The sequence below is a fragment of the Pantoea sp. X-Soil-YNGN-844 genome, from assembly GCF_059730595.1.
Map to the genome: position 1 here is coordinate 3,485,149 of NZ_AP036007.1, position 22,559 is coordinate 3,507,707.

25 protein-coding genes and 1 other RNA gene are annotated in these 22,559 nt (G+C 56.9%); 15 read left to right on the forward strand and 11 right to left on the reverse strand.

All coding sequences use genetic code 11. From position 1 onward, the window contains the following. Position 1: 1 nt before the first annotated feature. A complete protein-coding gene (gene uxaC, locus AC6I8C_RS16095; RefSeq protein WP_497823046.1) occupies positions 2-1,417 on the reverse strand; it encodes a glucuronate isomerase in 1,416 nt (471 codons plus the stop codon). Between the two features lie 400 nt (positions 1,418-1,817). Between uxaC and AC6I8C_RS16100 the strand changes: the two genes are divergently transcribed. The 10 genes from AC6I8C_RS16100 to AC6I8C_RS16145 all read left to right on the forward strand — a co-directional run bounded on the left by AC6I8C_RS16100 (position 1,818) and on the right by AC6I8C_RS16145 (position 8,582). Continuing rightward, positions 1,818-3,122 (forward strand): MFS transporter, encoded by a 1,305-nt coding sequence (locus AC6I8C_RS16100; RefSeq protein WP_497823047.1) that lies wholly within the window; start codon positions 1,818-1,820, stop codon positions 3,120-3,122. An 86-nt stretch (positions 3,123-3,208) separates the two neighbouring features. Next, positions 3,209-3,985 carry a transcriptional regulator ExuR gene (gene exuR, locus AC6I8C_RS16105; RefSeq protein ID WP_013359130.1) on the forward strand — a complete coding sequence of 259 codons (777 nt, stop codon included), beginning with the start codon at positions 3,209-3,211 and terminating at the stop codon, positions 3,983-3,985. A gap of 323 nt (positions 3,986-4,308) precedes the next feature. Then, positions 4,309-4,983 carry a DedA family protein gene (locus AC6I8C_RS16110; RefSeq protein WP_003850219.1) on the forward strand — a complete coding sequence of 225 codons (675 nt, stop codon included), beginning with the start codon at positions 4,309-4,311 and terminating at the stop codon, positions 4,981-4,983. Next, a complete protein-coding gene (gene mzrA / locus AC6I8C_RS16115; RefSeq protein WP_013359131.1) occupies positions 4,983-5,330 on the forward strand; it encodes an EnvZ/OmpR regulon moderator MzrA in 348 nt (115 codons plus the stop codon). The genes AC6I8C_RS16110 and mzrA overlap by 1 nt, the downstream gene beginning before the upstream one ends. A 190-nt stretch (positions 5,331-5,520) precedes the next feature. After that, on the forward strand, positions 5,521-5,895 hold the full coding sequence (locus AC6I8C_RS16120) for a DUF1090 domain-containing protein (protein ID WP_033734732.1): 375 nt from the start codon (positions 5,521-5,523) through the stop codon (positions 5,893-5,895). A gap of 35 nt (positions 5,896-5,930) precedes the next feature. Next, positions 5,931-6,236: an ElaB/YgaM/YqjD family protein gene (locus AC6I8C_RS16125; protein WP_090966135.1), complete on the forward strand. Its 306-nt coding sequence runs from the start codon at positions 5,931-5,933 to the stop codon at positions 6,234-6,236. Positions 6,237-6,238: 2 nt separating this feature from the next. After that, the gene (locus AC6I8C_RS16130; RefSeq protein ID WP_033733987.1) at positions 6,239-6,634 is read left to right on the forward strand and encodes a phage holin family protein; all 396 of its coding nucleotides are present in this window, start codon (positions 6,239-6,241) and stop codon (positions 6,632-6,634) included. After that, positions 6,634-6,918: a YqjK-like family protein gene (locus tag AC6I8C_RS16135; RefSeq protein WP_013359134.1), complete on the forward strand. Its 285-nt coding sequence runs from the start codon at positions 6,634-6,636 to the stop codon at positions 6,916-6,918. Before AC6I8C_RS16130 ends, AC6I8C_RS16135 begins: the two co-directional genes overlap by 1 nt. 202 nt (positions 6,919-7,120) lie before the next feature. Then, positions 7,121-7,531, forward strand: coding sequence for a DoxX family protein (locus AC6I8C_RS16140; RefSeq protein ID WP_098052311.1), 411 nt, complete (start codon positions 7,121-7,123; stop codon positions 7,529-7,531). Positions 7,532-7,607: 76 nt separating this feature from the next. Further along, a complete protein-coding gene (locus AC6I8C_RS16145) occupies positions 7,608-8,582 on the forward strand; it encodes a glutathione S-transferase family protein (RefSeq protein ID WP_497823048.1) in 975 nt (324 codons plus the stop codon). A gap of 363 nt (positions 8,583-8,945) precedes the next feature. Here the strand turns inward: AC6I8C_RS16145 and rnpB are convergent. Together rnpB and rsmI are read right to left on the reverse strand one after the other, a co-directional pair. Then, positions 8,946-9,324: RNase P RNA component class A (rnpB, locus tag AC6I8C_RS16150), an RNA gene on the reverse strand. Between the two features lie 33 nt (positions 9,325-9,357). Further along, positions 9,358-10,224 (reverse strand): 16S rRNA (cytidine(1402)-2'-O)-methyltransferase, encoded by an 867-nt coding sequence (gene rsmI, locus AC6I8C_RS16155; RefSeq protein WP_419964485.1) that lies wholly within the window; start codon positions 10,222-10,224, stop codon positions 9,358-9,360. 62 nt (positions 10,225-10,286) lie between these two features. Here rsmI and AC6I8C_RS16160 point away from each other — a divergent pair, with 62 nt between their 5' ends. Genes AC6I8C_RS16160 through dolP form a run of 4 tightly spaced genes read left to right on the forward strand, consistent with a single transcriptional unit; the run spans position 10,287 to position 13,859 of the window. Further along, on the forward strand, positions 10,287-12,317 hold the full coding sequence (locus tag AC6I8C_RS16160; RefSeq protein ID WP_497823049.1) for a penicillin-binding protein activator: 2,031 nt from the start codon (positions 10,287-10,289) through the stop codon (positions 12,315-12,317). Further along, positions 12,275-12,670 carry a YraN family protein gene (locus AC6I8C_RS16165; protein ID WP_033784093.1) on the forward strand — a complete coding sequence of 132 codons (396 nt, stop codon included), beginning with the start codon at positions 12,275-12,277 and terminating at the stop codon, positions 12,668-12,670. The genes AC6I8C_RS16160 and AC6I8C_RS16165 overlap by 43 nt, the downstream gene beginning before the upstream one ends. Before the next feature lie 14 nt (positions 12,671-12,684). Continuing rightward, entirely contained in the window at positions 12,685-13,272 is a 588-nt protein-coding gene (gene diaA, locus AC6I8C_RS16170; protein WP_497823050.1) for a DnaA initiator-associating protein DiaA, read from the forward strand. 14 nt (positions 13,273-13,286) lie between these two features. Further along, positions 13,287-13,859, forward strand: a complete 573-nt coding sequence (dolP, locus tag AC6I8C_RS16175; RefSeq protein WP_013359140.1) for a division/outer membrane stress-associated lipid-binding lipoprotein — start codon at positions 13,287-13,289, stop codon at positions 13,857-13,859. 52 nt (positions 13,860-13,911) lie between these two features. On the opposite strand, the gene AC6I8C_RS16180 is transcribed toward dolP, so the two are convergent. After that, complete coding sequence (locus AC6I8C_RS16180) at positions 13,912-14,616, reverse strand: pirin family protein (protein WP_497823051.1); 705 nt, start codon at positions 14,614-14,616, stop codon at positions 13,912-13,914. 129 nt (positions 14,617-14,745) lie between these two features. Here AC6I8C_RS16180 and AC6I8C_RS16185 point away from each other — a divergent pair, with 129 nt between their 5' ends. Beyond that, positions 14,746-15,645 carry a LysR family transcriptional regulator gene (locus AC6I8C_RS16185; protein WP_013359142.1) on the forward strand — a complete coding sequence of 300 codons (900 nt, stop codon included), beginning with the start codon at positions 14,746-14,748 and terminating at the stop codon, positions 15,643-15,645. 22 nt (positions 15,646-15,667) lie between these two features. On the opposite strand, the gene AC6I8C_RS16190 is transcribed toward AC6I8C_RS16185, so the two are convergent. The 7 genes from AC6I8C_RS16190 to AC6I8C_RS16220 all read right to left on the reverse strand — a co-directional run bounded on the left by AC6I8C_RS16190 (position 15,668) and on the right by AC6I8C_RS16220 (position 22,559). Further along, positions 15,668-17,578 carry a BglG family transcription antiterminator gene (locus AC6I8C_RS16190; protein WP_497823052.1) on the reverse strand — a complete coding sequence of 637 codons (1,911 nt, stop codon included), beginning with the start codon at positions 17,576-17,578 and terminating at the stop codon, positions 15,668-15,670. 107 nt (positions 17,579-17,685) lie between these two features. Next, positions 17,686-18,426 (reverse strand): 2-dehydro-3-deoxy-phosphogluconate aldolase, encoded by a 741-nt coding sequence (gene dagF / locus AC6I8C_RS16195; protein WP_497823053.1) that lies wholly within the window; start codon positions 18,424-18,426, stop codon positions 17,686-17,688. Continuing rightward, on the reverse strand, positions 18,423-19,544 hold the full coding sequence (locus AC6I8C_RS16200; protein ID WP_497823054.1) for a DgaE family pyridoxal phosphate-dependent ammonia lyase: 1,122 nt from the start codon (positions 19,542-19,544) through the stop codon (positions 18,423-18,425). Before AC6I8C_RS16200 ends, dagF begins: the two co-directional genes overlap by 4 nt. After that, positions 19,528-20,658 (reverse strand): amidohydrolase/deacetylase family metallohydrolase, encoded by a 1,131-nt coding sequence (locus AC6I8C_RS16205; RefSeq protein WP_497823055.1) that lies wholly within the window; start codon positions 20,656-20,658, stop codon positions 19,528-19,530. Before AC6I8C_RS16205 ends, AC6I8C_RS16200 begins: the two co-directional genes overlap by 17 nt. 44 nt (positions 20,659-20,702) lie before the next feature. Then, on the reverse strand, positions 20,703-21,344 hold the full coding sequence (locus AC6I8C_RS16210; RefSeq protein ID WP_010256482.1) for a DUF4310 family protein: 642 nt from the start codon (positions 21,342-21,344) through the stop codon (positions 20,703-20,705). Between the two features lie 11 nt (positions 21,345-21,355). Further along, on the reverse strand, positions 21,356-22,132 hold the full coding sequence (locus AC6I8C_RS16215; protein WP_497823056.1) for a DUF4311 domain-containing protein: 777 nt from the start codon (positions 22,130-22,132) through the stop codon (positions 21,356-21,358). A 127-nt stretch (positions 22,133-22,259) separates the two neighbouring features. Continuing rightward, positions 22,260-22,559 carry a DUF4312 family protein gene (locus AC6I8C_RS16220; RefSeq protein WP_013359149.1) on the reverse strand — a complete coding sequence of 100 codons (300 nt, stop codon included), beginning with the start codon at positions 22,557-22,559 and terminating at the stop codon, positions 22,260-22,262.

Genomic DNA, 22,559 nt, shown 5'->3' on the forward strand with positions numbered 1-22,559 from the left:
ATCAGGCTCCCAGCTCGATGCCGAAGTAATCGCGGGCGTTATTAAAGCAGATGTTCTGCACCATCTGACCCAATAGTGCTTCATCGGCGGGTGCTTCCCCCTGCTCTACCCAGCGGCCAATCATCTGACACAGCAAGCGGCGGAAATATTCGTGGCGGGTGTAGGAGAGGAAGCTGCGGCTGTCGGTGAGCATCCCGACGAAGCGGCTCAGCAGGCCAATCTGCGCCAGCTGCGTCATCTGACGCTGCATACCGTCCAGCTGATCGTTGAACCACCAGGCTGAACCGAACTGCATTTTGCCCGCCTGACCTTCGCCCTGGAAATTGCCCGCCATGGTGGCCAGCACTTCGTTGTCGCGCGGATTCAGGCAGTAGAGGATAGTTTTCGGCAGTGCATTATTGAGATTCTGCGCGCCCAGCAGGCGTGCCAGCGGTTCCGCCAGCGGCTGGTCGTTGATGGAGTCAAAGCCCACATCCGGCCCCAGCAGCTGATACTGGCGCGGGTTGGTATTGCGCAGTGCGCCAATGTGGTACTGCTGTACCCAGCCACGGCGGGCATATTCGCTGCCCAGCCAGACCAGTACCGCCGTTTTAAACTGGGCCGTTTCCTGCGGGTTCGGCGCGGCACCGCTTCGACGACACGCCAGGATTGCATCCAGCGTGGCGTCATCCGCCTCGGCATAACAGACCACATCCAGCGCGTGATCGGAGACTTTACAGCCGTGAGCCGCAAAGTGATCCAGCCGCTGGTGCAGGGCGCGGCGCAGATCGTCAAAACGCTGCACGCTGATGTCGGTCAGCTGCTCCAGCGTCGCGATCCACGGCAGGAAGGTGTCGGCTTCGATATTAAAGGCTTTATCCGGACGCCAGCTCGGCAGCACCTTGACGCTGAAGCTGGCATCGTCTGCCAGTGCGCGGTGATGGCGCAGGTCATCCAGCGGATCGTCGGTGGTGCCGACCATCTTCACCTTCATCTGCTGCATGATGCCGCGCGTGGTAAAGCTATCCTGCGCCAGCAGTTCATTGCAGCGATGCCAGATGCTGTCGGCAGTTTTCTCAGAAAGCAGCGTGTCGGTAATACCGAAAGGCCGGCGTAATTCCAGGTGAGTCCAGTGATAAAGCGGGTTGCCGATGGTGTGCGGCACGGTGCGTGCCCAGGCATCAAATTTTTCACGATCGCTGGCGTTGCCGGTACAGAACGCTTCAGCCACACCGTTGGCGCGCATTGCCCGCCATTTGTAGTGATCGCCCTTCAGCCAGATGTCATAAAGGTTAGCAAAACGATAATTTTCGGCAATCTGCTGCGGCGGTAAGTGGCAGTGATAGTCGAAAATCGGCTGATCCTTCGCGTAGTCGTGATAGAGACGAAGGGCGAATTCGCTATCCAGTAAAAAATCCTCGGTCATGAAACGTGACATACAAGCTTCCTCATCAACTGAACCACTGATGGCCCAAAGTTATCATACCAATTTTAGTTGGTTACGGATTTATTTGCGATCCTGCTCACATAAACGGCGGTCCCTGACTGCCGTTATGGACGTCTCTGTCGCTCGCAGCGCGCTAAATGGCTGTCATTACGCACGTTTCCAGTATCCCACAGTGCAGAAAGGGTTTTTGTGATGGCTCTCAACTTTTAAAGTTGTATAACAAGTTAGGCTCTCGCTCCATCATGAGATCACTAGTGACTCAGATAACGGCAAGGTCATAACAGGGTTGCTGAGACAGGACCAGCGGGCGTGAGCAGAGCTGCATCACGTGCTGTCCCGCTCCAGATAACAACAGCGGCAAGACCGCATACAGAACTGGAAGAGGTAGAGGATGCGTAAGATCAAAGGGTTACGCTGGTACATGATCGGGCTGGTGACGATCGGCACAGTGTTGGGGTATCTGACCCGTAACACCATCGCCGTGGCGGCTCCGACATTAATGTCGGAGCTGCATATCACCACGCAGCAATACTCCTACATCATTGCGGCCTATTCAGCCTGCTACACGCTGATGCAACCGGTGGCAGGTTATGTGCTGGATCTTCTCGGCACCAAAGTCGGCTATGCCATGTTTGCCGTGTTGTGGGCAATATTCTGTGCCGCAACCGCAATGGCAGGCAGCTGGGGCGGCCTGGCTCTGGCACGTGGCGCCGTCGGTGCGGCTGAAGCAGCGATGATTCCGGCTGGACTGAAGGCAAGCAGTGAGTGGTTCCCGGCCAAAGAGCGTTCCGTCGCAGTGGGTTATTTTAATGTCGGTTCGTCTATCGGGGCGATGCTGGCTCCGCCGCTGGTGGTCTGGGCGATCGTGGCGCACAGCTGGCAGATGGCCTTTATCATGACCGGCGTGCTGAGCATGACCTGGGCACTGTGCTGGCTGGTGTTTTACAAGCACCCGAAACAGCAGACGAAGCTGAGCGATGAAGAGCGCGACTATATTCTCTCCGGTCAGGAAGCGCAGCATCAGACCGGCAACACCCGCAAAATGTCGGCCCTGCAGATTATCCGTAACCGCCAGTTCTGGGGCATTGCGCTGCCGCGTTTTCTGGCAGAACCGGCGTGGGGAACCTTTAACGCCTGGATCCCACTGTTCATGTTTAAGGTTTACGGCTTCAATTTGAAAGAGATTGCGATGTTCGCCTGGATGCCGATGCTGTTTGCGGATTTCGGCTGCATTCTGGGTGGCTATCTGCCGCCGCTGTTTCAGCGCTGGTTCGGCGTTAACCTGATCGTCTCCCGTAAGCTGGTGGTGACAATGGGTGCGGTGTTAATGATAGCGCCGGGCACCATCGGGCTGTTCACCAGTCCTTACGTCGCCATTGGTCTGCTGTGCGTCGGCGGGTTTGCGCATCAGGCCCTCTCTGGCGCGCTGATCACCCTGTCGTCAGACGTTTTTGGCCGCAACGAAGTTGCGACAGCTAACGGCTTAACCGGCATGGCCGCCTGGACCGCCAGCACCCTATTTGCGCTGGTTGTCGGCGCCCTGGCCGATACGCTGGGCTTCAGCCCGCTGTTTGCCGCACTGGCGGTGTTTGATCTGCTGGGTGCCGTAGTTATCTGGACGGTCCTGAAAAATAAACCGATTTCAGAGCTGAATAGTGAAGCGGTTATTCCGCAGGCCAGCGTTGTTCGCAGTTAATCTGCCGGGCTGGCTTATGTCAGCCCATTTCCTCGCACGCCCTGAAGTGGTATAACAACTTATCTGTCTGCTACCAGGATTGTGCTATGGACATCACTGAATCCCGTCGACTCTATCAACAGCTGGCCAGCGAGCTGAAAAGCCGCATTGAAACCGGAATCTATCCGGTGGGTGACAAACTGCCTGCTGAGCGCCTTATTGCCGAAGAGATGGAAGTGAGCCGCACCGTCGTCCGCGAAGCGATCATCATGCTGGAAGTGGAAGGCTATGTTGAGGTCCGTAAAGGTTCAGGCATTCACGTCATTGCCAGCCAGCAGCAGAATCGTATCGCCGCCACCAGCAGCCAGCTGGAGTTTGCCACCTTTGGTCCGTTTGAATTACTTCAGGCGCGCCAGCTGATTGAGAGTAACGTGGCGGAATTCGCTGCCACCCAGGTAACGCGTCAGGACATTATCGATCTGATGGCGATACAGGAAAAAGCCCGCCAGGAGGATCACTTCCGCGACTCCGAGTGGGACATGCAGTTTCATGTGCGTATTGCGCAATCCACCCAGAACAGTGCCTTAGCCGCTATCGTTGAAAAAATGTGGCTGCATCGTCTGCACAATCCCTACTGGCTTAAACTTCACGAACACATCGACCAGCGCAGCATTCTCAGCTGGTGCGACGACCACGATCAGATTCTTAAAGCGCTGATGCGTAAAGATCCCGCCGCCAGCAAACTGGCGATGTGGCAACATCTGGAAAATACTAAACAGATGCTGTTTAACGCGACGGCGGATGATTTTGAATTTAACGTGGATCGTTACATGTTTGGTGAAAATCCGGTCATCCTGCCTGATGGGTCCAATAACGCCCGCTAAACGTGCCTGAAAACATCCTGAGATGGTCAGTTAATCTGCAATAGTGTCAGGTCATGTAAAGCTCCTTTTTACACGCCGTTTCACAAGGTAAAACTCCTGTTCGCCAGAGAGTTTTCCTGTCTCAGACAGGCGATTTTTGTTACAGTTATCGCCCTTTTATTACCCTTTGCGACAGGGTTTTATAAAGTCGCTGATTTAACAATCAATTCTGGAAGGATCCGGAAAACCCCGCCCAGGCTGCGCTCCTAAAATTTATAACGAAATGCCGGTCTGCGTTTAAGTCCCTGTGGGACATGTTTAACAATGATGTTCAGGAATGATTGATGGATATTTTGCAAGCGTTGCTGCATGCCCTGTGGCAACAGGACTACGAAACCCTCTCCGACCCCACGCTGGTATGGGCCATTTACGGCGTGCTGTTCATGATTTTGTTTTTAGAAAATGGCCTGCTTCCTGCCGCATTTCTGCCGGGTGACAGTCTGCTGATTCTGGTCGGCGTTCTGATTGCCAAAGGCACCATGAGTTTCCCGTTAACGATTCTGGTTTTAACCACCGGAGCCAGCCTCGGCTGTTGGGTGAGCTACATTCAGGGCCGCTGGCTGGGAAATACGCCTACGGTACAGAAATGGCTTTCTCACCTTCCCGCCCAGTATCATCTGCGCGCGCACAGCATGTTCCACCGTCACGGCTTATCTGCCCTGTTGATTGGCCGCTTTATCGCCTTTGTGCGAACGCTGCTGCCGACCATCGCCGGGTTATCAGGCCTCAGCAATGCCCGCTTTCAGTTCTTTAACTGGGTGAGTGCTTTCCTCTGGGTGGTCATTCTGACCGTTATCGGCTTTGCGCTGGGTAAAACCCCCATTTTCCGTCGTTATGAAGATGAGATGATGTTCTTCCTGATGATGCTGCCACTGGCGCTACTGGTCTTTGGCCTGGTGGGGTCGCTGGTCGTGTTATGGCGTAAGCGTCAGGCGAATCAGAACGGGAAAGCCGAGTAATGAAACTGCTGCAGGCTATTCCTAAACGGTGGATACCGTGGTTGATTGCTGGCGCGCTTGCGCTGACCGCGCTTTGTGTGGTTCCTCCTCTGATGCAGCACGAGACGGTGGTGCAGATTCGGGTTTCTCATGCTGGCGCAACGCTGCCTGATGGCTTTTATCTCTATCAGCAATTAAGCGCGCAGGGGATCCGTATCAAAAGCATCACGCCTGCGGGTGACGCACTGATCATCCATTTTGACAGTGAAGAGCAGAGCCTGGCCGCACAGAAGGTATTACGCCGCCTTCTGCCGCAGGGCTTTATCGTCGCCCAGCACGATCACGCTCAGCACCTCTCTCTGGCGTAATCTGACCCTCTCTTTGCTTTCAGACCGCCGTGGCAGGGTGTGGCGGTCTGAAAGGCTCTCTATCTCCCGGTCTTCTTTGAACTTTTTACTATCGGTGTCTATGCTTAACTGAGAGTCGATTTTCAGCACCTGCAGGCATAATGCCTGACGCGTGATGACAAATCAGGTCGCAATGGAAGGTTCAGGACCGATGAAATATCAAGTATTACTGGGCGTCGCGCTGCTTTCGCTGTCGGGTTCACTGCTGGCAGCAGAATCGCTTTGTGAACAGAAAGAACAGGATATTCAGCGTGAGATCGGGATGGCGCAGAAGCATAACAACCAGCGCCGGGTTAACGGACTGGAGCGCGCACTGACCGAAGTCCAGGCGGACTGCAGTGATAAAAAGCTGGAAGCCGCCCATCTGGAAAGAATTAATGCTCAGAAGCAGAAAGTGGCTGAGCGTGAGCACGCACTCAGGGAAGAGCGTGAAGAGGGCCATGACAGGGAGAAGATTGCCAAACGACAACAAAAACTGGATGAAGCGCGCCGGGAGCTGAAAAAGTTACAGGCGGAGCCCTATTAATCGGAATTAACCAACTGATGTTAAAGGAGTATTTTATGTCTAAAGACACATCATCGGAACATTTGCGTGCTGAACTGAAAAACCTTGCCGACACCCTGGAAGAAGTGCTGAGCAGCAGCACCGAAAAATCCAAAGGCGAACTGGATAAACTTCGCAGTAAAGCGCGTGATGCGCTGGACAGCTCACGGGAGCGTCTGGGCGAATCAAGCGAGCGCATCGCAGCGACTACGCGCGAAGCGGCGCAGAAAGCCGAAGGCTACGTGCGTGAGAATCCATGGCATGGTGTGGGTATCGGTGCAGCGATTGGCGTCGCACTCGGCATGCTCATTTCGCGTCGCTAACCATGGCCGACTCACAGCAGAACCACGGCCCGGCTAAAGGGGTCATTAACATCGGCCAGCGTATCGTTACCACGCTGGTTGGCATGGTTGAGACACGCGTTCGTCTGGCAGTGGTGGAACTGGAGCATGAGAAAGCGAATCTGATACAGATGCTGTTGATGATTGGCCTGACAATGTTGTTCACTGCATTTGGTCTGATGAGCCTGATGGTCCTGATCATCTGGGCAGTCGATGCACAATATCGTCTGATGGCGATTGGCATCACGACCGGTACGCTGTTTTTGCTGGCGGTTATTTTCGGGCTCTGGACGCTTCACAAATCACGTCAGTCCACGCTGTTGCGCCACACGCGCAAAGAGCTGGAAACAGACCGTAATTTGCTTGAGGACCAGCGCTGATGAGCCGCCGCGAACGTGAAGAACGCATCCATGAACTGCTTAAGCACGTGCAGCAGCAGCGGCTGGATTTAAGCGCTGCGCGGCGTGACTGGCTGGAAGGCACCGCCCACTACGATCGCGGCTGGTTTACTTTCCTCAGCTTACGTCGCTACCTGGCCATTGGCAGCAGCGCGCTGGCCGTTTACTCCATTCGCAGTCCGAGCAAGCTGTTGCGCTGGGCGAAGCGGGGCTTCGGTGCCTGGAGCACCTGGCGCATGATCAAGTCTGCTATGCCCCCGCGTTAATCCTGCTTAAAGCCGGTCCTGAAAAGGCCGGCTTTTCTTCTTCAGAATTTCTGAAGAACACTGACAGTATATCTCGCTTACAACCTTTCCACGCCGCGATTATCATCTCCAGCTATCAACCCAATGAATGCAGAACTGCTTTCAGCGGGCATAAACCCTGCAGGCAGTCTGCCCTGCATCCCTGATAGCGCTGGAGTAAATGATGAAAAAATTCGAAGACGTTGGTTTATTAGTGGCTCGTATCCTGATGCCAATCCTGTTCATTACGGCCGGCTGGGGCAAAATCACCGGTTATGCAGGTACTCAGCAATATATGGAAGCGATGGGCGTCCCTGGCTTTATGCTGCCGCTGGTTATCCTGCTGGAGTTTGGCGGCGGTCTGGCCATCCTGTTTGGTTTCCTGACCCGTTTTACTGCCTTGTTCACTGCCGGCTTCACCATCCTGACCGCGTTTCTGTTTCACAGTAATTTCGCCGAAGGCGTAAACCAGCTGATGTTCATGAAGAACCTCTCTATCGCAGGTGGTTTCCTGGTGTTAGGTCTGGTCGGTCCGGGTGCATACAGCCTTGATCGCCTGATCAGCAAAAGAAAACCACAGGCGATTACGCGCTAATCTCACATAAAGCGTATTGCCACATATACTTAACAGGGCGGGGACATTTCTCCGCCCTGTTTGCATTGGAGCCATTATGGGACAGTTAATTGACGGTGTCTGGCATGACACCTGGTACGACACCAAATCTACCGGTGGACGTTTCAAGCGTTCAGAGTCGGCTTTTCGCAACTGGGTAACGCCGGATGGCAGCGCCGGTCCGGCAGGTAAAGCGGGATTTGCCGCTGAGCGCGATCGCTATCATCTTTATGTCTCGCTGGCCTGCCCCTGGGCGCACCGCACGCTGCTGATGCGCCAGCTGAAAGGTCTGGACAGCATGATCGATGTCTCCGTGGTGCATCCATTGATGCTGGAGAATGGCTGGACGTTCGATGACACCTTTCAGGATGCGACCGGCGATAAGCTCTACCAGAACGAGTTCCTTTATCAGCTCTATCTGCACGCCGATCCGCAATACAGCGGGCGTGTCACCGTGCCGGTATTGTGGGACAAGCAGCAGAACACCATCGTCAGCAATGAGTCGGCAGATATCATCCGCATGTTCAATAGTGCGTTTGATGCGGTGGGCGCCCGTGCCGGTGACTACTATCCCGTTGCGCTGCGTGAAAAGATTGATGAGCTGAATGGCTGGATCTACGACACCGTGAATAACGGCGTCTATAAGTCGGGCTTCGCCACGTCGCAATCCGCGTACGATGAGGCCGTCACTGCGCTGTTTCATTCGCTGTCGCGGCTGGAGCAGATTCTGGGCCAGCATCGCTATCTCACCGGCGATCAGCTGACCGAAGCGGATCTGCGTTTGTGGACCACGCTGGTGCGCTTTGATCCGGTCTATGTGACCCACTTCAAATGCGATCGTCACCGGATCGGTGACTACAGAAACCTCAGCGGTTTCCTGCGTGATATCTATCAGATGCCGGGCATTGCGGAGACGGTCAATCTGCCGCATATCCGTCATCACTACTACTGCAGCCACAAGACCATCAACCCGAGCGGCGTCATTTCGCTGGGCCCGGCGTTTGACTGGGATGAACCGCACGGCCGCGGTTAAATGTTGTTAGCGCCACAAAGCAAAAACCCCGCTGAAGCGGGGTTTCAGACTGATGACGTTCTCACACCAGAATGAATCTGGTCGCAATGACCAACTCAACACGCAGGGAACAGGGTCAGAAGAGGAAAGCGTCCCGCGCGTTTACGCACCTCAGGGATGAGGTGCGTAAACGCGCGGGACGAGCGGCCAAGGATTGGCTTAAGCGACTTTCCGATCTGACCCTGTTTCCTGCGCATGCGCGATCTCAAAGCTAATCGTCCATCGTACTCTTATATAAGAATATGTGTCGTGGACAGTCATTCATCACAGTCCGCACATAGCCCATAAAGCAAAAACCCCGCCGAAGCGGGGTTTCTGGTAAAAAGTCGAAGCTGACCGTTAAGCCGGGTTCTGTCGTGGACAGTCATTCATCTAGGCCAGCAATCGCTCACTGGCTCAAGCAGCCTACCCGGGTTCAGTACGGGCCGTACCTTGTGAACCCCTATTTGGCCTTGCTCCGGGTGGAGTTTACCGTGCCACGAACTGTTGCCAGTCGCGCGGTGCGCTCTTACCGCACCCTTTCACCCTTACCTGATCCCATTTCTGGGCCATCGGCGGTTTGCTCTCTGTTGCACTGGTCGTAGGCTTGCGCCTCCCAGGCGTTACCTGGCACCCTGCCCTATGGAGCCCGGACTTTCCTCCCCTCTGCCCGTCTCCTCACAAGTGAGGACGACGACAAAGCGGCGACTGTCTGGTCAGCTTCGGCGCGGGATAATAGGACATTCGCCGGCGTTTGTCACGCCTCTTGCTGCTCCAGCGCATACTTATAAAGGGCATTTTTCTTCACGCTGTGGATCTCAGCGGTCAGCGCAGCCGCGCGCTTCAGTGGCAGCTCTTTTTGCAGCAGCGCCAGCGTACGCAGCGCATCGGCCGGTAACGCGTCTTCGTCATCGACCTTGTGCCCTTCAACAATCAGCACCATTTCACCTTTACGGCGATTCTCATCTTCTTTCACCCAGGCCAGCAGTTCGCCAACCGGTGCACCGTAAATTGACTCCCAGGTTTTGGTGAGCTCGCGCGCCAGCACCACGTAACGATCGGCACCCAGCTCACTCACCATATCCTGCAGGCTGTCGATCAGACGGTGGGTCGATTCATAAAAAATCAGCGTGCGTGGCTCCTGCACCAGCGCCCGCAGCGCATCGCAGCGGCCTTTGGTTTTAGCGGGCAGAAACCCTTCGTAACAGAAACGATCGGATGGCAGTCCTGCAGCACTTAACGCGGCAATGGCAGCACAGGCACCGGGCAGCGGCACCACGCGGATACCCGCTTCACGGCAGCGACGCACCAGATGGTAGCCCGGATCGTTGATCAGCGGCGTGCCAGCATCGGAAACTAAGGCTATGCTTTGACCCTCCTGCAGCTTCGTTAACAGCAGTTCAGCCTTGTGCTGCTCGTTGTGGTCATGAAGTGAGAAGAGTCGCGCATTGATGGCGAAATGTTGTAGCAACAGCCCGGTATGACGTGTATCTTCCGCAGCGACCAGATCGACGCTCGAAAGCACCGTCAGCGCCCGCTGGGTGATATCACCCAAATTACCAATCGGGGTTGGAACGATGTAGAGCGTGCTGGCAGAAATCTCTGCCCGATCGAGTTGTTTCATTGTTTCATCCGAATTGCCGATTTAATATTGAGCATCTTGAAAAAAACATCACTGGATACAGTATGCTTCCTTCAAAAGTCGTTCGTCATAAAGCAGGACGCTTTCTGCCTGTCATTCTTGCTGGGCTGATTTTAGCCGCATGTAGCGGTCAGGGGCCGCAAACCTCAACCGTCAATATTCAGGGGCCAGTCACCGCCAGCTCCGCTTACTATCTGCAGCAAGCGCAGCAAAGCAGCGATGATAGCAAGACCGACTGGCAATTACTCGCAATCCGCGCCCTGTTGAAGGAAGGAAAGTATCCTGAGGCGACCCAGCAACTGAGCCAGTTGCCACAGCAGCTCTCTGAGACGCAGCAACAGGAATCCCTGCTGCTGAAAGCGCAATTGCTGATCTCACAGCAGAAAACCAAAGAGGCTGACCCCCTGTTAGCACAGGTGAAAACCGGTTCGCTGTCGCAGGATCAGCTGGCGCGTTATTACAGCCTGCAGATCGCCAGCGCCCAGGGACGCCCTTCACTCTCACTGCTGCGCACCTATATTGCGCAGGAGCCGCTGCTGAAAGGCACCGATCATCAGGCCAACATTGACGCCACCTGGCAGACACTGACGCAGATGTCGCCGCAGGAGGCCAGCAACCTGGTGATTAATGCCGACGAAAATGTGCTGCAGGGCTGGCTCGATCTGCTCGCGGTCTGGCGCGCCAACGCGCAGGATGCGGAGATGCTGAAGTCAGGCATCAAAGACTGGCAGACCCGCTATCCACAGAACCCGGCGGCCAAAACGTTGCCGACGCAGCTGAGCCAGATGCAGAACTACACCAAAGCCTCAACCAGCATCATCGCGCTGTTGCTGCCGCTGAACGGCCAGGCGCAGGTGTTCGCGAATGCGATTCAGAAGGGCTTTAACGACGCGAAGAACGGCGTCTCCGCACCGGTCGCGCAGCCTGCTGCTGCTCAGCCTGCCGCTGCAGATGCGACGGCCGGCACGCAACCTGCCGCTGCCGCGGGATCGGCTGCCGATCCCATCAGCGCACCGCAGCAGTCTGCTGACACCACAACCCCACCTCAGTCACAGCCCCAGTCTCAGCCTGCTGCAGCCGCACCGGCCAGCAACGCCCAGATTAAGGTCTATGACACCAGCAGCCAGCCTATTGAGCAGGTGATGCAGCAGGCACAGCAGGACGGCGCCACTATCGTGGTCGGCCCGCTGCTGAAGAGTAACGTTGAGAAGGTCGCCAACAGCCAGACACCACTGAACGTGCTGGCGCTCAACGAGCCGGAGAAGATCCAGAACCATCCGAATATCTGCTACTTTGCGCTTTCTCCTGAAGACGAAGCGCGCGATGCCGCGCACCATATCTGGGATCAGGGCAAACGCCAGCCGCTGTTGCTGGTGCCGCGCAGCGGACTGGGCGATCGCGTGACCAACGCCTTTGCTCAGGAGTGGCAGACGCTGGGTGGCAGCACGGTCATGCAACAGCGCTTTGGCTCGACCTCTGAGCTGAAACAGGGCATCAACAGCGGTGCGGGCATCAGCTTATCGGGTACGCCGGTGAATGCTGCACCTGCCGAGCCGCAGGGCGTTTCGATTGCGGGCCTGACCATTCCGGCACCGCAACAGAGCACGCCAGATGTGGTCAGCACCAGCAGCGGTGGCGGCGTCGATGCGGTCTACATCGTCTCCACGCAGGATGAACTGCAGCTGATTAAACCTATGATTGCCATGCGCACCGGCAGCCGCAGCAACATCTCGCTCTACGCCAGCTCGCGCAGCGCGCAGGCGGGTGCCGGCCCGGACTTCCGTCTGGAAATGGATGGCCTGCAGTTCAGCGATATTCCGCTGCTCTCCGGCAGCAACCCTGGCCTGATGCAGCAGACCTCGAAGTCATTCAATAATGACTACTCGCTGGTGCGTCTCTATGCCATGGGTATGGATGCCTGGACGCTGGCGAATCACTTCAACCAGATGCGTCAGTCTCCTGGCTTTACGCTGGATGGTAATACCGGCAAGCTCAGCGCCGACACGGATTGTGTGATCAACAGGAAGTTGACATGGAACCAGTATCGTCGGGGCGAAATCGCACCGGCCAACTAAATCGCCGTCAGATTGGTGCCGGGCATGAAGAAGATGCCCGGCGCTATCTGGAGCAGGCTGGCCTGATATGGGTCGCCAGCAATGTTCACTTTCGCAATGGTGAACTTGACCTGATTATGCGTGACGGGCACTGTTGGGTGTTTGTTGAAGTCCGCTACCGGCGCGATGCGCGTTATGGTGGCGCACTTGCCAGCGTTACCCGGAATAAACAACAAAAGCTGCTGCGCGCCGCCGCTCTCTGGCTGGCGCAACGCGGCGGCAGTTTTGAAACAGTGAATTGCCGTTTCGACATCATCGCCATTACCGGCACGGCGCTCGAGTGGCTGCCGAATGCCTTTAATGCAGACGTTTAGAACCAGGTGGTCGTGTGCAGGAAAGAATTAAAGCGTGTTTTACCGAAAGTATTCAAACCCAGATTGCCGCAGCCGAGGCGTTGCCCGATGCTATCTCGCGCGCGGCCATGACGCTGGTGCAGTCGCTACTGAATGGCAATAAAATTCTGAGCTGTGGTAACGGTGCTTCATCTGCCAATGCCCAGCACTTCGCCGCCAGCATGATCAACCGTTTTGAGACCGAACGCCCCAGCTTACCGGCGCTGGCCTTAAGTGCCGACAACGTGATGCTGACCGCGATTGGTAACGACCGTCTGCATGATGAAATCTATGCCAAGCAGGTACGCGCACTGGGACACGCAGGCGATGTGTTACTGGCTATCTCAACCCGGGGCAACACCCGCGACATCATCAAGGCGGTAGAAGCGGCGGTAACACGCGATATGACTATCGTTGCGCTTACCGGGTATGATGGCGGAGAGCTCGCCGGACTGCTGGGTCCGCAGGATGTGGAAATCCGCATTCCGTCGCACCGCAGCGCCCGTATTCAGGAGATGCATATGCTCACCGTTAATTGCTTATGCGATCTGATCGATAACACTCTCTTTCCCCATCAGGAATGACCGAAGGAGCACGAATGAAAGCATTGAATGCTATAGCTATTCTGTTAACCGCCATGCTGCTGCAGGGCTGCGTTGCGGTTGTGGCTGGCGGCGCAGCGGTTGCCACCAAAACGGCGACCGATCCCCGCTCGGTAGGGACGCAGGTTGATGACGGCACCCTGGAGCTGCGCGTCACTAACGCGCTGGCAAAAGATCAGCAGATTAAAACCGATGCCCGCGTCATCGCCACCGCCTATCAGGGCAAAGTGCTGCTGACCGGCCAGGCGCCTTCGCAGGAGATCGCCAATCGTGCCAAACAAATCACCATGGGCGTTGATGGCGCAACCGAGGTCTACAACGAGATCCGCATCGGCCAGAAAGTGACGCTGGGCACCACGTCGTCAGACACCTGGATCACCACCAAAATTCGCTCGCAGCTGCTGGGCAGCGATCAGGTGAAATCCTCCAACGTGAAGGTGACGACCGAGAATGGCGAAGTGTTCCTGCTGGGTCTGGTGACGCAACAGGAAGCGCAGGCCGCGGCCGATGTTGCCAGCCGCGTCAGTGGCGTGAAGCACGTCACCACCGCCTTTACCATGCTGAAGTAACCGATAAAAACGCAAAAAGGCGGCCCTGGCCGCCTTTTTTATTGCCCGATTTTCAGACCGGAATATCGATGACCAGCGCGCGGGTCGCGGTTTTTGCAGTCAGCTGCAACTGCTTCTCTTCCTGCAAAAAGGCACCATCGCCACAGCCCAGCTTCTCCTGATGATCCGTGCCAGACATCGCCTCCAGCGAACCGTGAATCGACTGCAGGTAGGCTCGTGGCCCCTGTATCGACAGCGAGTAATGTTCGCCCGGTGCCAGCTCGACCTGATGGATCCACACCTGCTGACGCAGTTGCAGGCTGTCGTCCACGCCATCCGGCGAAGCAATCAACTGAGACACGCGACCTTCCGTCAGGGCTATTTTCTGCATCCGCGGATTTTCGCGCTCCGGACAGGCGGCCAGCCAGAGCTGCATGCGCGTCAGCGGGCGATCTTTGCTCAGGTTAATTTCGGTGTAACTCACTCCGGGCTGAGCAGAGAGCAGCAGCGCTTCCCCTTCCCGCACGCTGATGGTGTTGCCTTCACTGTCGCGGTATTCAGCTTCACCCTGCAGCACGATGTTCAGCACATCGACCTGAGGATAAGTGCGCGGCTGAAAAGCGGCACCCGGTGCCAGCACTTCCTGGTTCAGTACGCGCAGCGACGCGTAACCCATCAGTTTAGGATCAAAATAGTGGCCAAAAGAGAAACTGTAGCGGCCCTGTAACCAGCCGAAATCGGCCTGACCACAGGCGGACGCACTGCGTGTCGTTATCATTATTTACCTCCGGCATCCGGTGACGAGGATCGGCCACGGACTTTATGCACCCATGGTAAAAGTCTGGACGCCGGATTGTTAGCCAGTTAATCTGCCCGGCATGTTCAAATTTCCTGACAGAGAACCGGGATGGCAAAAGAGCGTGCGTTAACCCTTGAATCGTTACGCGTTATGGATGCGATTGATCGGCGTGGCAGTTTTGCAGCAGCCGCAGATGAACTGGGGCGCGTGCCTTCCGCCCTCAGCTACACCATGCAGAAGCTGGAAGAGGAGCTGGATGTGGTGCTGTTTGACCGCTCCGGTCACCGTACCAAATTTACCAACGTGGGACGCATGCTGCTGGAGCGTGGCCGGGTACTGCTGGAAGCGGCCGACAAGCTCACCACCGATGCGGAAGCGTTGGCGCGTGGCTGGGAAACCCATCTGACCATTGTTACCGAAGCGCTGGTGCCCATTGATGCACTGTTTCCACTGGTGACTCGTCTGGCTGACAAAGCCAACACGCAGTTTTCGCTGGTCACGGAAGTGCTGGCGGGCGCATGGGAACGACTGGAACAGGGCCGCGCCGATATCGTGATTGCCCCCGATATGCACTTCCGCGCCTCTACCGAAATCAATACCCGCAAGCTCTACACCATGATGAGCGTCTACGTCGCCAGTGCGGATCACCCGATTCATAACGAGCCGGAACCGCAGTCTGAAGTGACGCGGGTGAAATACCGTGGCATTGCGGTTGCGGATACCGCACGTGAGCGTCCGGTGCTGACCGTGCAGTTGCTGGATAAGCAGCAGCGCCTGACCGTGAGCAGCATGGACGACAAGCGCCGTGCGCTGCTGGCGGGCCTGGGCGTGGCAACCATGCCCTATTCATTAGTCGAGCAGGATATTGCCGAAGGCCGCCTGCGGGTAGTGAGTCCGGAGTATACTCGCGAGGTCGATATTATTATGGCGTGGCGACGTGACAGCATGGGCGAAGCCAAATCCTGGTGTCTGCGCGAGATCCCGCGCCTGCTGGCGAAGAAAAACTAAGTATCATGGTTTCAGGGCGAAGCTAAGACCGGCTCAGGCAATCCATCGCCACCGCCCTGAAGCTGCTGAAATCGCTGCTGTCCCGCAGGCGGGTCATCGCCCGTTCACGCAGGAAGGTCACAAACAGATCGTATATCGCCATTGCCTCTTCATACTCACTTTTGCTGATCGCCAGCAGGAAGATGACATAGGCGGTATCGTCGCCCCACGCAATGCCGTGCGGTGCCAGCACGGTATAGACCACAGTTTTCTTTGCCAGCAGCCCCAGCGAGTGCGGCAGTGCGATCCCTTCGCCAAGCATGGTGCTGACAATCGCTTCACGCTCTTCAACCGACGGACAGAACGCCGCATCCACAAAGCCCTCCTGTTCCAGCTGATCGCACAGCTGACGAAACAGTTCAGACTGGGTCATCGGCCTGTCGACAATATGGAAGTGCTGGGCATCAAAAAATTTCGCCAACATGTAGGGCCGGGTCCGGTCAACCAGCACCAGCTTGCCAATCTGCTCCAGCTGAAAACCGGTGGGAAACGGTGACATCACCACCACCGGTTTCTCTTTTTCACTGAGCCGGATGGTCGAGATAACAAAATCCTCGTCAATACGGCTGCGCGCCTCATATTCGCGCTGTGACAGGCGCGCCGTGACCTGTAACTGCGGGTATTTACGTAGCAGCATTGCCTCAATCATGCGCAGCGTAGAGTTACCGCTGTCGCACACCAGCAGCACCTGCGGATGGCGCTGATAGCCGACGTCATAGTGGCGCTCCAGCCCGACGCCAATATGCAGCACCAGAAAGCCGATCTCATTTTCGGAGATAACATACGGGGTATATTTCCCCCAGCTGGTTACCGCCGCTAAGGTGACATCGTAGGCCATCGGATAGTGCTGCTTGATGTTGCTGAGCAGCGGGTTGGGAATGTGGATCTGATAGCGCACCCGGGTAATCATGGTTTTGATGTGGGTGAGCAGATCGGCACGCAGCTGCTGATCGTTTTGCAGATTGAAGTTGTAGTGCGTGTTGATAAAGCTGAGCAGGTAATCCACCAGCGCGTCAGCGTCATCGGCATTAATAGCGCTGGGGGCGATCGCCTGAATACGCCGCGCCGCAATATTGACCCGCAGCCAGTTCTCTTCCGCCGGTGAAATCGGTTTGCTGACCAGCGGGCGCATCAGATTAATCAGCTGATGTGCCGCTTCACGCACCTCATCACCAATCTCCTCGGCTCCCGGATCGTTTAGCGGATAGCCTTCACTGATGCGACGCACCGCCACGGCGCAGTAAAGCCGCAGATAGCGCTCGCCCTCATCGCTGAGGCGAATATTGTGCTGGGCAAAGCAGTTTTGCAGCAGCGGGCGCAGCGTCTCCAGCATGCCGCTGTTCAGCGCTTCAATCGTCAGCAGCGGACTCTCCGGCTGCGCCTGATCGATTTGCCATAACAGATCGGTCAGGCAGGTCCGAATCGCCACTTCGCTGCCGAACAGCTTCATGCCGTAGTGTGGCTTGCTCTCAATAGTAAGGTGATAGCGCCCCAGCCATTCGCGGACTTCTGCCATATCATTCTGCAGGGTGGCGCGGCTGACAAACCACTCTTCGGCCAGCTCTTCAAGTTTCAGCGAATAGGCCGCAGTGAGAAAGCGGGTCAGCAGGTAGCGAACCCGGTCTGGCGAGGTGCGCGGCACCCGCAGCGGCGACGCGGTGTGCTGCTGCAGATGCTGAAAGCGCTGAGCATCCTCAATCTTCAGCTGATAGCCCGCGCCACGGCTCAGGATAAACTGCGCGCCATGCTCTGCCAGCAGCGCATTCAGCGCCGTGATATCGGTGCGCACGGTGCGGGTCGAGACGGCAAAACGCCGCGCCAGCTCATCCTGAGGCAGCGTTTCGTTTTGCAGGGCATCGAACAGTTGCGCAAGGCGCTGATTGGGAAATCTCACAAGCGTTACCTGTTTGCAGACAGAAAGTGGGAGCATCAGCCTACGGCGATCGTCACACAACGTCCATGTTGCGCGATCGGCCTGCTGCAGGCTGATCGTGTCGATCTCTACGCCAGTAGCGTTTTACAGATGGCCAGTAGCTGCTGCACATCTTCGATGCGGGTCTCTCCGCTGGCTTTGTCGATGATCGAACTGTAGACGTGCGGGATCACTTTGCTGACGCCGGACTCCAGCGCAATGCGCACGATCTCGCCGAAATTCTCCAGATCGATACCGCCGGTGGGCTCCAGCCAGAAATCGAGTTTTGCACAGGCTTCCGCCACGGCGCGGTACTCATCCACCGCCTGCAGACCGCCCATCGGGAAATATTTCACTGAGCTGCCGCCCATATCCTGCAGCATCGCAATCGCCGTTTCGATAGGCACGATCCCGTCGCGCTCTTTTGCGCTGCGCGGTCCGGTTGAGATTTTCACCTGACCCGGCGTGCCGGTGGGCGAGATCAGACCGTTCACTATAGTCTGTGACTGGCCCAGCAGCGCACGACTGGTGGCGACGCCGGTAAAGACCTGGTTCACATGCTGCGGTTGCAGCACCGCGGAGATCTCACTCACCATCTGTGACTGATTAGGGTCGCCCGCGCCCAGCCCCACCGAGAGTGCATTATCGATCAGCGCGGCATACTCACGCATATCAGCGATAGCGGCGTCATTGCTGGCGTAGTTTTTTGACAGCACGCCGACCAGCACGTGACCTTCTGCTGCCTGCCAGATGGCGCGGGCGTTTTCTTTTGATCCCGCCAGGACGTTAAGGCAGAGACGATCCTGATAAAAGTTGGGGGTCAGCGTCATGCGTGTTTCTCTCCGTTTAACAGTGCCTGAATGCGGGTGAAAATAGTGTTCAGTTGATCAGTGCTGACGCTGCGCACGTCTGCTTCAATGATCCCCTCGTTAGCTTTGTAGCCACGGAAGTAGATCGCGACGTCGCCCTTTTTCAGCGCCTGCACCAGATCGCCAGTGCGCTGCTGGATCGCAGCTTCGTCAAAGGCGATCTCCGCGCGGGCGATATCACGTCCGGCGGCATCCCACACGATGCGAGCCGTCACGCCATGCAGGCCATTGAGCTGATCAATAAACGGCGTCATTTTTTCCACCATCTGCGCGCCGCTGATTTTTGGCTGCGTCAGATAGTTTTCGATTGCCTGGGTCAGCCCCAGAATCCCCTCTTTACCCACTTTCATCGCGCGGCCAATGCCGTTGGTCTGGCGTTTGACCCACTCAACGTAGTGGTGTCTGCCAATCACCAGCCCGCTGGTCGGCCCTTCAATCGCTTTTGCACCGCTGTAGATCACCAGATCGGCGCCCGCCTGGTAGTAACACTGCAGATCCTCTTCCGCTGCCGCATCAACGATTAGCGGCACACCATGCTCACGCGCAACCACCGCGGCCTGCGCTACATCAAGATGGCTCTTCTGCACGCAGTGGTGCGATTTCACATAGAGGATTGCTGCGGTCTGCGGCGTGATCGCCGCCGCCAGCTGAGCGGATGAACACTCGTTGCTGTACCCCGCTTCCACCAGTTGCCCGCCACCCAGTGCCACCATGCTGCCGACCGGGGCGCCATAGTTCACGTTGTGCCCTTTCGGCACGACAATCTGGTGCGGGATGGTCAGCGGCGCGGCGTGCAGGTTATCCACCAGCCAGTCATTGTCTTTCACAATCACCGCCGCCACGCACTGGGCGATGCCTGCGGAGGCGCAGGAGACCACCAGCGCGTTCTCCACCTTCAGCAGACCGGCGATATAAGCACCCGTCTTATCTACCAGATCTTTCATTTCAAAGTAGTGGTCGAGGCCGTACGTTACCGTATCGATCACGTCACTCGATGGCGTAGAGACGCCGAGGATCGTCATACGGCCAGAGGCGTTTATTACCGGCTTCAGGCCATACTTTTCATATACCGAGGTCATGCGCTTTTCCTTCTTCTGTCGCGATCCACGTACCAGCGACCACGGCCGCCAGCGGAACCAGATGCTTCTCACCGGCGACCTGTTCACCTTCTGAATCGATAAAGGGCCGGGTTTCCACTTTGACGCTAAAAACAGTCAGGTCGGCGTCATAGCCAACTTTCAGCTGGCCCTTGCGCAGCAGGCGCAGTCCGGCGGCCGCGTTAACCGTGACACAGTCGATCACCTGCGGCAGCGTCATGCCAACGCTAAAGAATTTCGACATCACATGCGCCAGGTTGTGAACCGGCCCGGCCAGGCGATTGCGGCAGTAGATATCAGAACTGATGGTGTCGGGCAGAATGCCCTGCGCAATCGCCACGCGGGCGACCTCGAAGCTGAAGCTGGCGCTGCCGTGTCCGACATCGAGTTTTACGCCACGCGCGATAGCATGTCTGACCGCCGCTTTGAGTTCACCCTGCGGCGTCAGAATGCGGTTGGGTTTGCCATTAAAGCAGTGCGTGATGATGTCGCCCGTGGTCAGCAGATCCGCAATCTGGTCGAGATTGGGTGGATTATTGCCAATGTGAACCATCAGCGGCAGACCGCCGCTCTCCTGCTGGATCGCTTTGGCTTTGATCAGCGGCAGAATGCCGTTCTGACCGACCACGCTGCTGCTGATGCGCGCCTTAAGGCCGACAATAAAATCGGGCAGTCGTGCCACGGCCTGCTGCACCGCCTCGCCATCGATCTGCGTCATATCGGCCAGCTCATTCTGAGTGACGATGCCGGTGCGGGCGATATTGATCAGCGCATAGACCTGAGTCTGCGCCGCGCGCGTCAGCTGGTAGAAATCGTCAATGTGTTCTGCGCCGGTGCTGCCCGCATCGACTACCGTGGTGACGCCATGCGCCACGCCAATCGCGTCCGCTTCATCATGGTAAATCGGTGATTTTGGATAGCAGTGAACGTGTGAGTCTATCCAGCCAGCGCTGACGTAGTAGCGGCCCGCCAGATCGCGCTCACGCGGTGCGCTGCCCTGCACGTTGCCGATAGCCGCAATGCGGCCATCCTGCAGCGCAATATCGACCACCTGCTCATCGCAGAGTCTTGCTGCGCGGATAATCAAGTCGTACATGGTTTCTCCTTAACGGCAGCCCGCTACCGGGCTGCCGGTGAGATTCAGAGAGCAATCGGGAACAGCGCCCCCAGGATCATCGCGCCGAGGATCGCACCGCCGGTAATCGGCTTGTTCCAGAGATAGAACAGCAGCGCACCCAGCAGCGAACCCAGGCCAATCGGAATGGAGGCTGCCATAGCGGACAGGATGATCAGCGGACCCAGGAAGCGGCCGGAAGCATTACCCGCGCCCATCATCACGTCTGCGCCGTAGGTCGAATCGCTCTGATTGATGGTGAATTTACGCGCCAGAATAATCAGGTAGCCAATCGCCACGCCAATCACCAGGCCCGTCGCCAGCGAAGCTGCGAAGTTCGCCACGGGAAAGACGATGCCCGCCCCCAGCAGCAGTGCCGGCACACCCAGCCCGACCCCGGTCTGGATCGCGCCGCCGATATCGAGAATGCCCACCAGCGAGCCTTCGATAATTCGGGCAAACAGGAAGCTGGCACCGAAGGCGGCGACCGCGCCGTAGACGCCAGTTTCCATCCCTGCGCGCAGCATCGAGACAAACGCCACTTCGTTAAACGCGCCGATGCCATAGAGGTAATACATGTGCGTCCCGGCGAAAACGCCCGAGGAGAGCAGGCCAACAAAGATCGGGAAAGACCAGTCGGCGTACCAGAAGCCTTTATTTTCGTTCATCGCATCGCCTCTTATTTGCCGCTGACTGAGTTGTGGATCATGTCGAGCCAGCCTGGAATGCCGAGCTGGAAGGACTGCAGCAGCTTCATGTCGAAACCGCGGAAGAAACCGCTCAGCACAAACAGCAGCACGATGGCGGTCATCATTACTTTGGTGACCCGGTTCCAGCCGCTCTCTTCCACGCCTTTACCGATCAGGATCCCCAGCACCAGACCTGGTACGGCGTTGCCCATGATCAGCTGCGCCAGACCGCCAAAAATGGTGGCCCAGAAGCCTGACTTTTTGCCGGCATCGATCGCCGCCAGCCAGAAGATGACCGGCATGACGGTATTCACCAGCAGGTTTGCGGCGGGCACCAGCACTTTGACCGCCGTCACCTGCAGCGCAGCCGGCACAGCAGAGGCGGTAGAGTTAAGGAAGGCGACCACGATCATGCCGATGATGCCGCAGGTGACGGCCATTTTTTTCGGATCGTGCAGCGTCTCCGCCACATTACGATTCTTCACCATCAGGGCAGCCGCACCCCAGTTTGGAATGATGCGATGGTCCACATCCTGCGTGAATGAACCGGCTGCGACAGACGATGCCCAGGCATTGAAAAAGAAGCCAAGACCAAAGGAGAAGTGAGATGCCGGATCGCCTTCACACGAGTTCAGCTCGCCCAGCGTACGAAAGGCCCCCATGCCCTGGGTGGTGGGCGCGTGGAACATACGTGCAGCCCCTGCGCCAACGCCGACGCCAACCAGGCCCCCAATGATCAACGACTTAAACAAAATGATTAAAAACATGTTGTTGTACCTTGTTGTCGTTTTTACCCGCCCTATCCGCGTCGCCGCATCGCCCCGGCCTGACCGCCGCGCTATCGCTACAGCAGTGGAATGGGCAAACGGCGGGCTGATGTAAACAGGTTCTGTTTTATGATGCCGCCGTGAACGTCACCTGCTCGGTGTCGAAAACGGTGACGCTGACGGTGATCTCCAGCGTCACGCTGAAGCTCCGCCGTTGGCGCGCCAGAAAGAAAAAGAGAAACTTCTCGGTTCTGACGCTCTCCTGCGCGCGCAGCACCCGGACATCCTGAGGTTCGATGCGCAGCAGAATTTTTTGCGTCGCGCGCAGAACCTGGTTCTGCACACGACTCAGGGCATCGGCAAAGGCTTTCGCTTTGGTGTCGCCTTTGCCCTCAACCGTCACCTGGGTAACGTAGTGTTCTTTCAT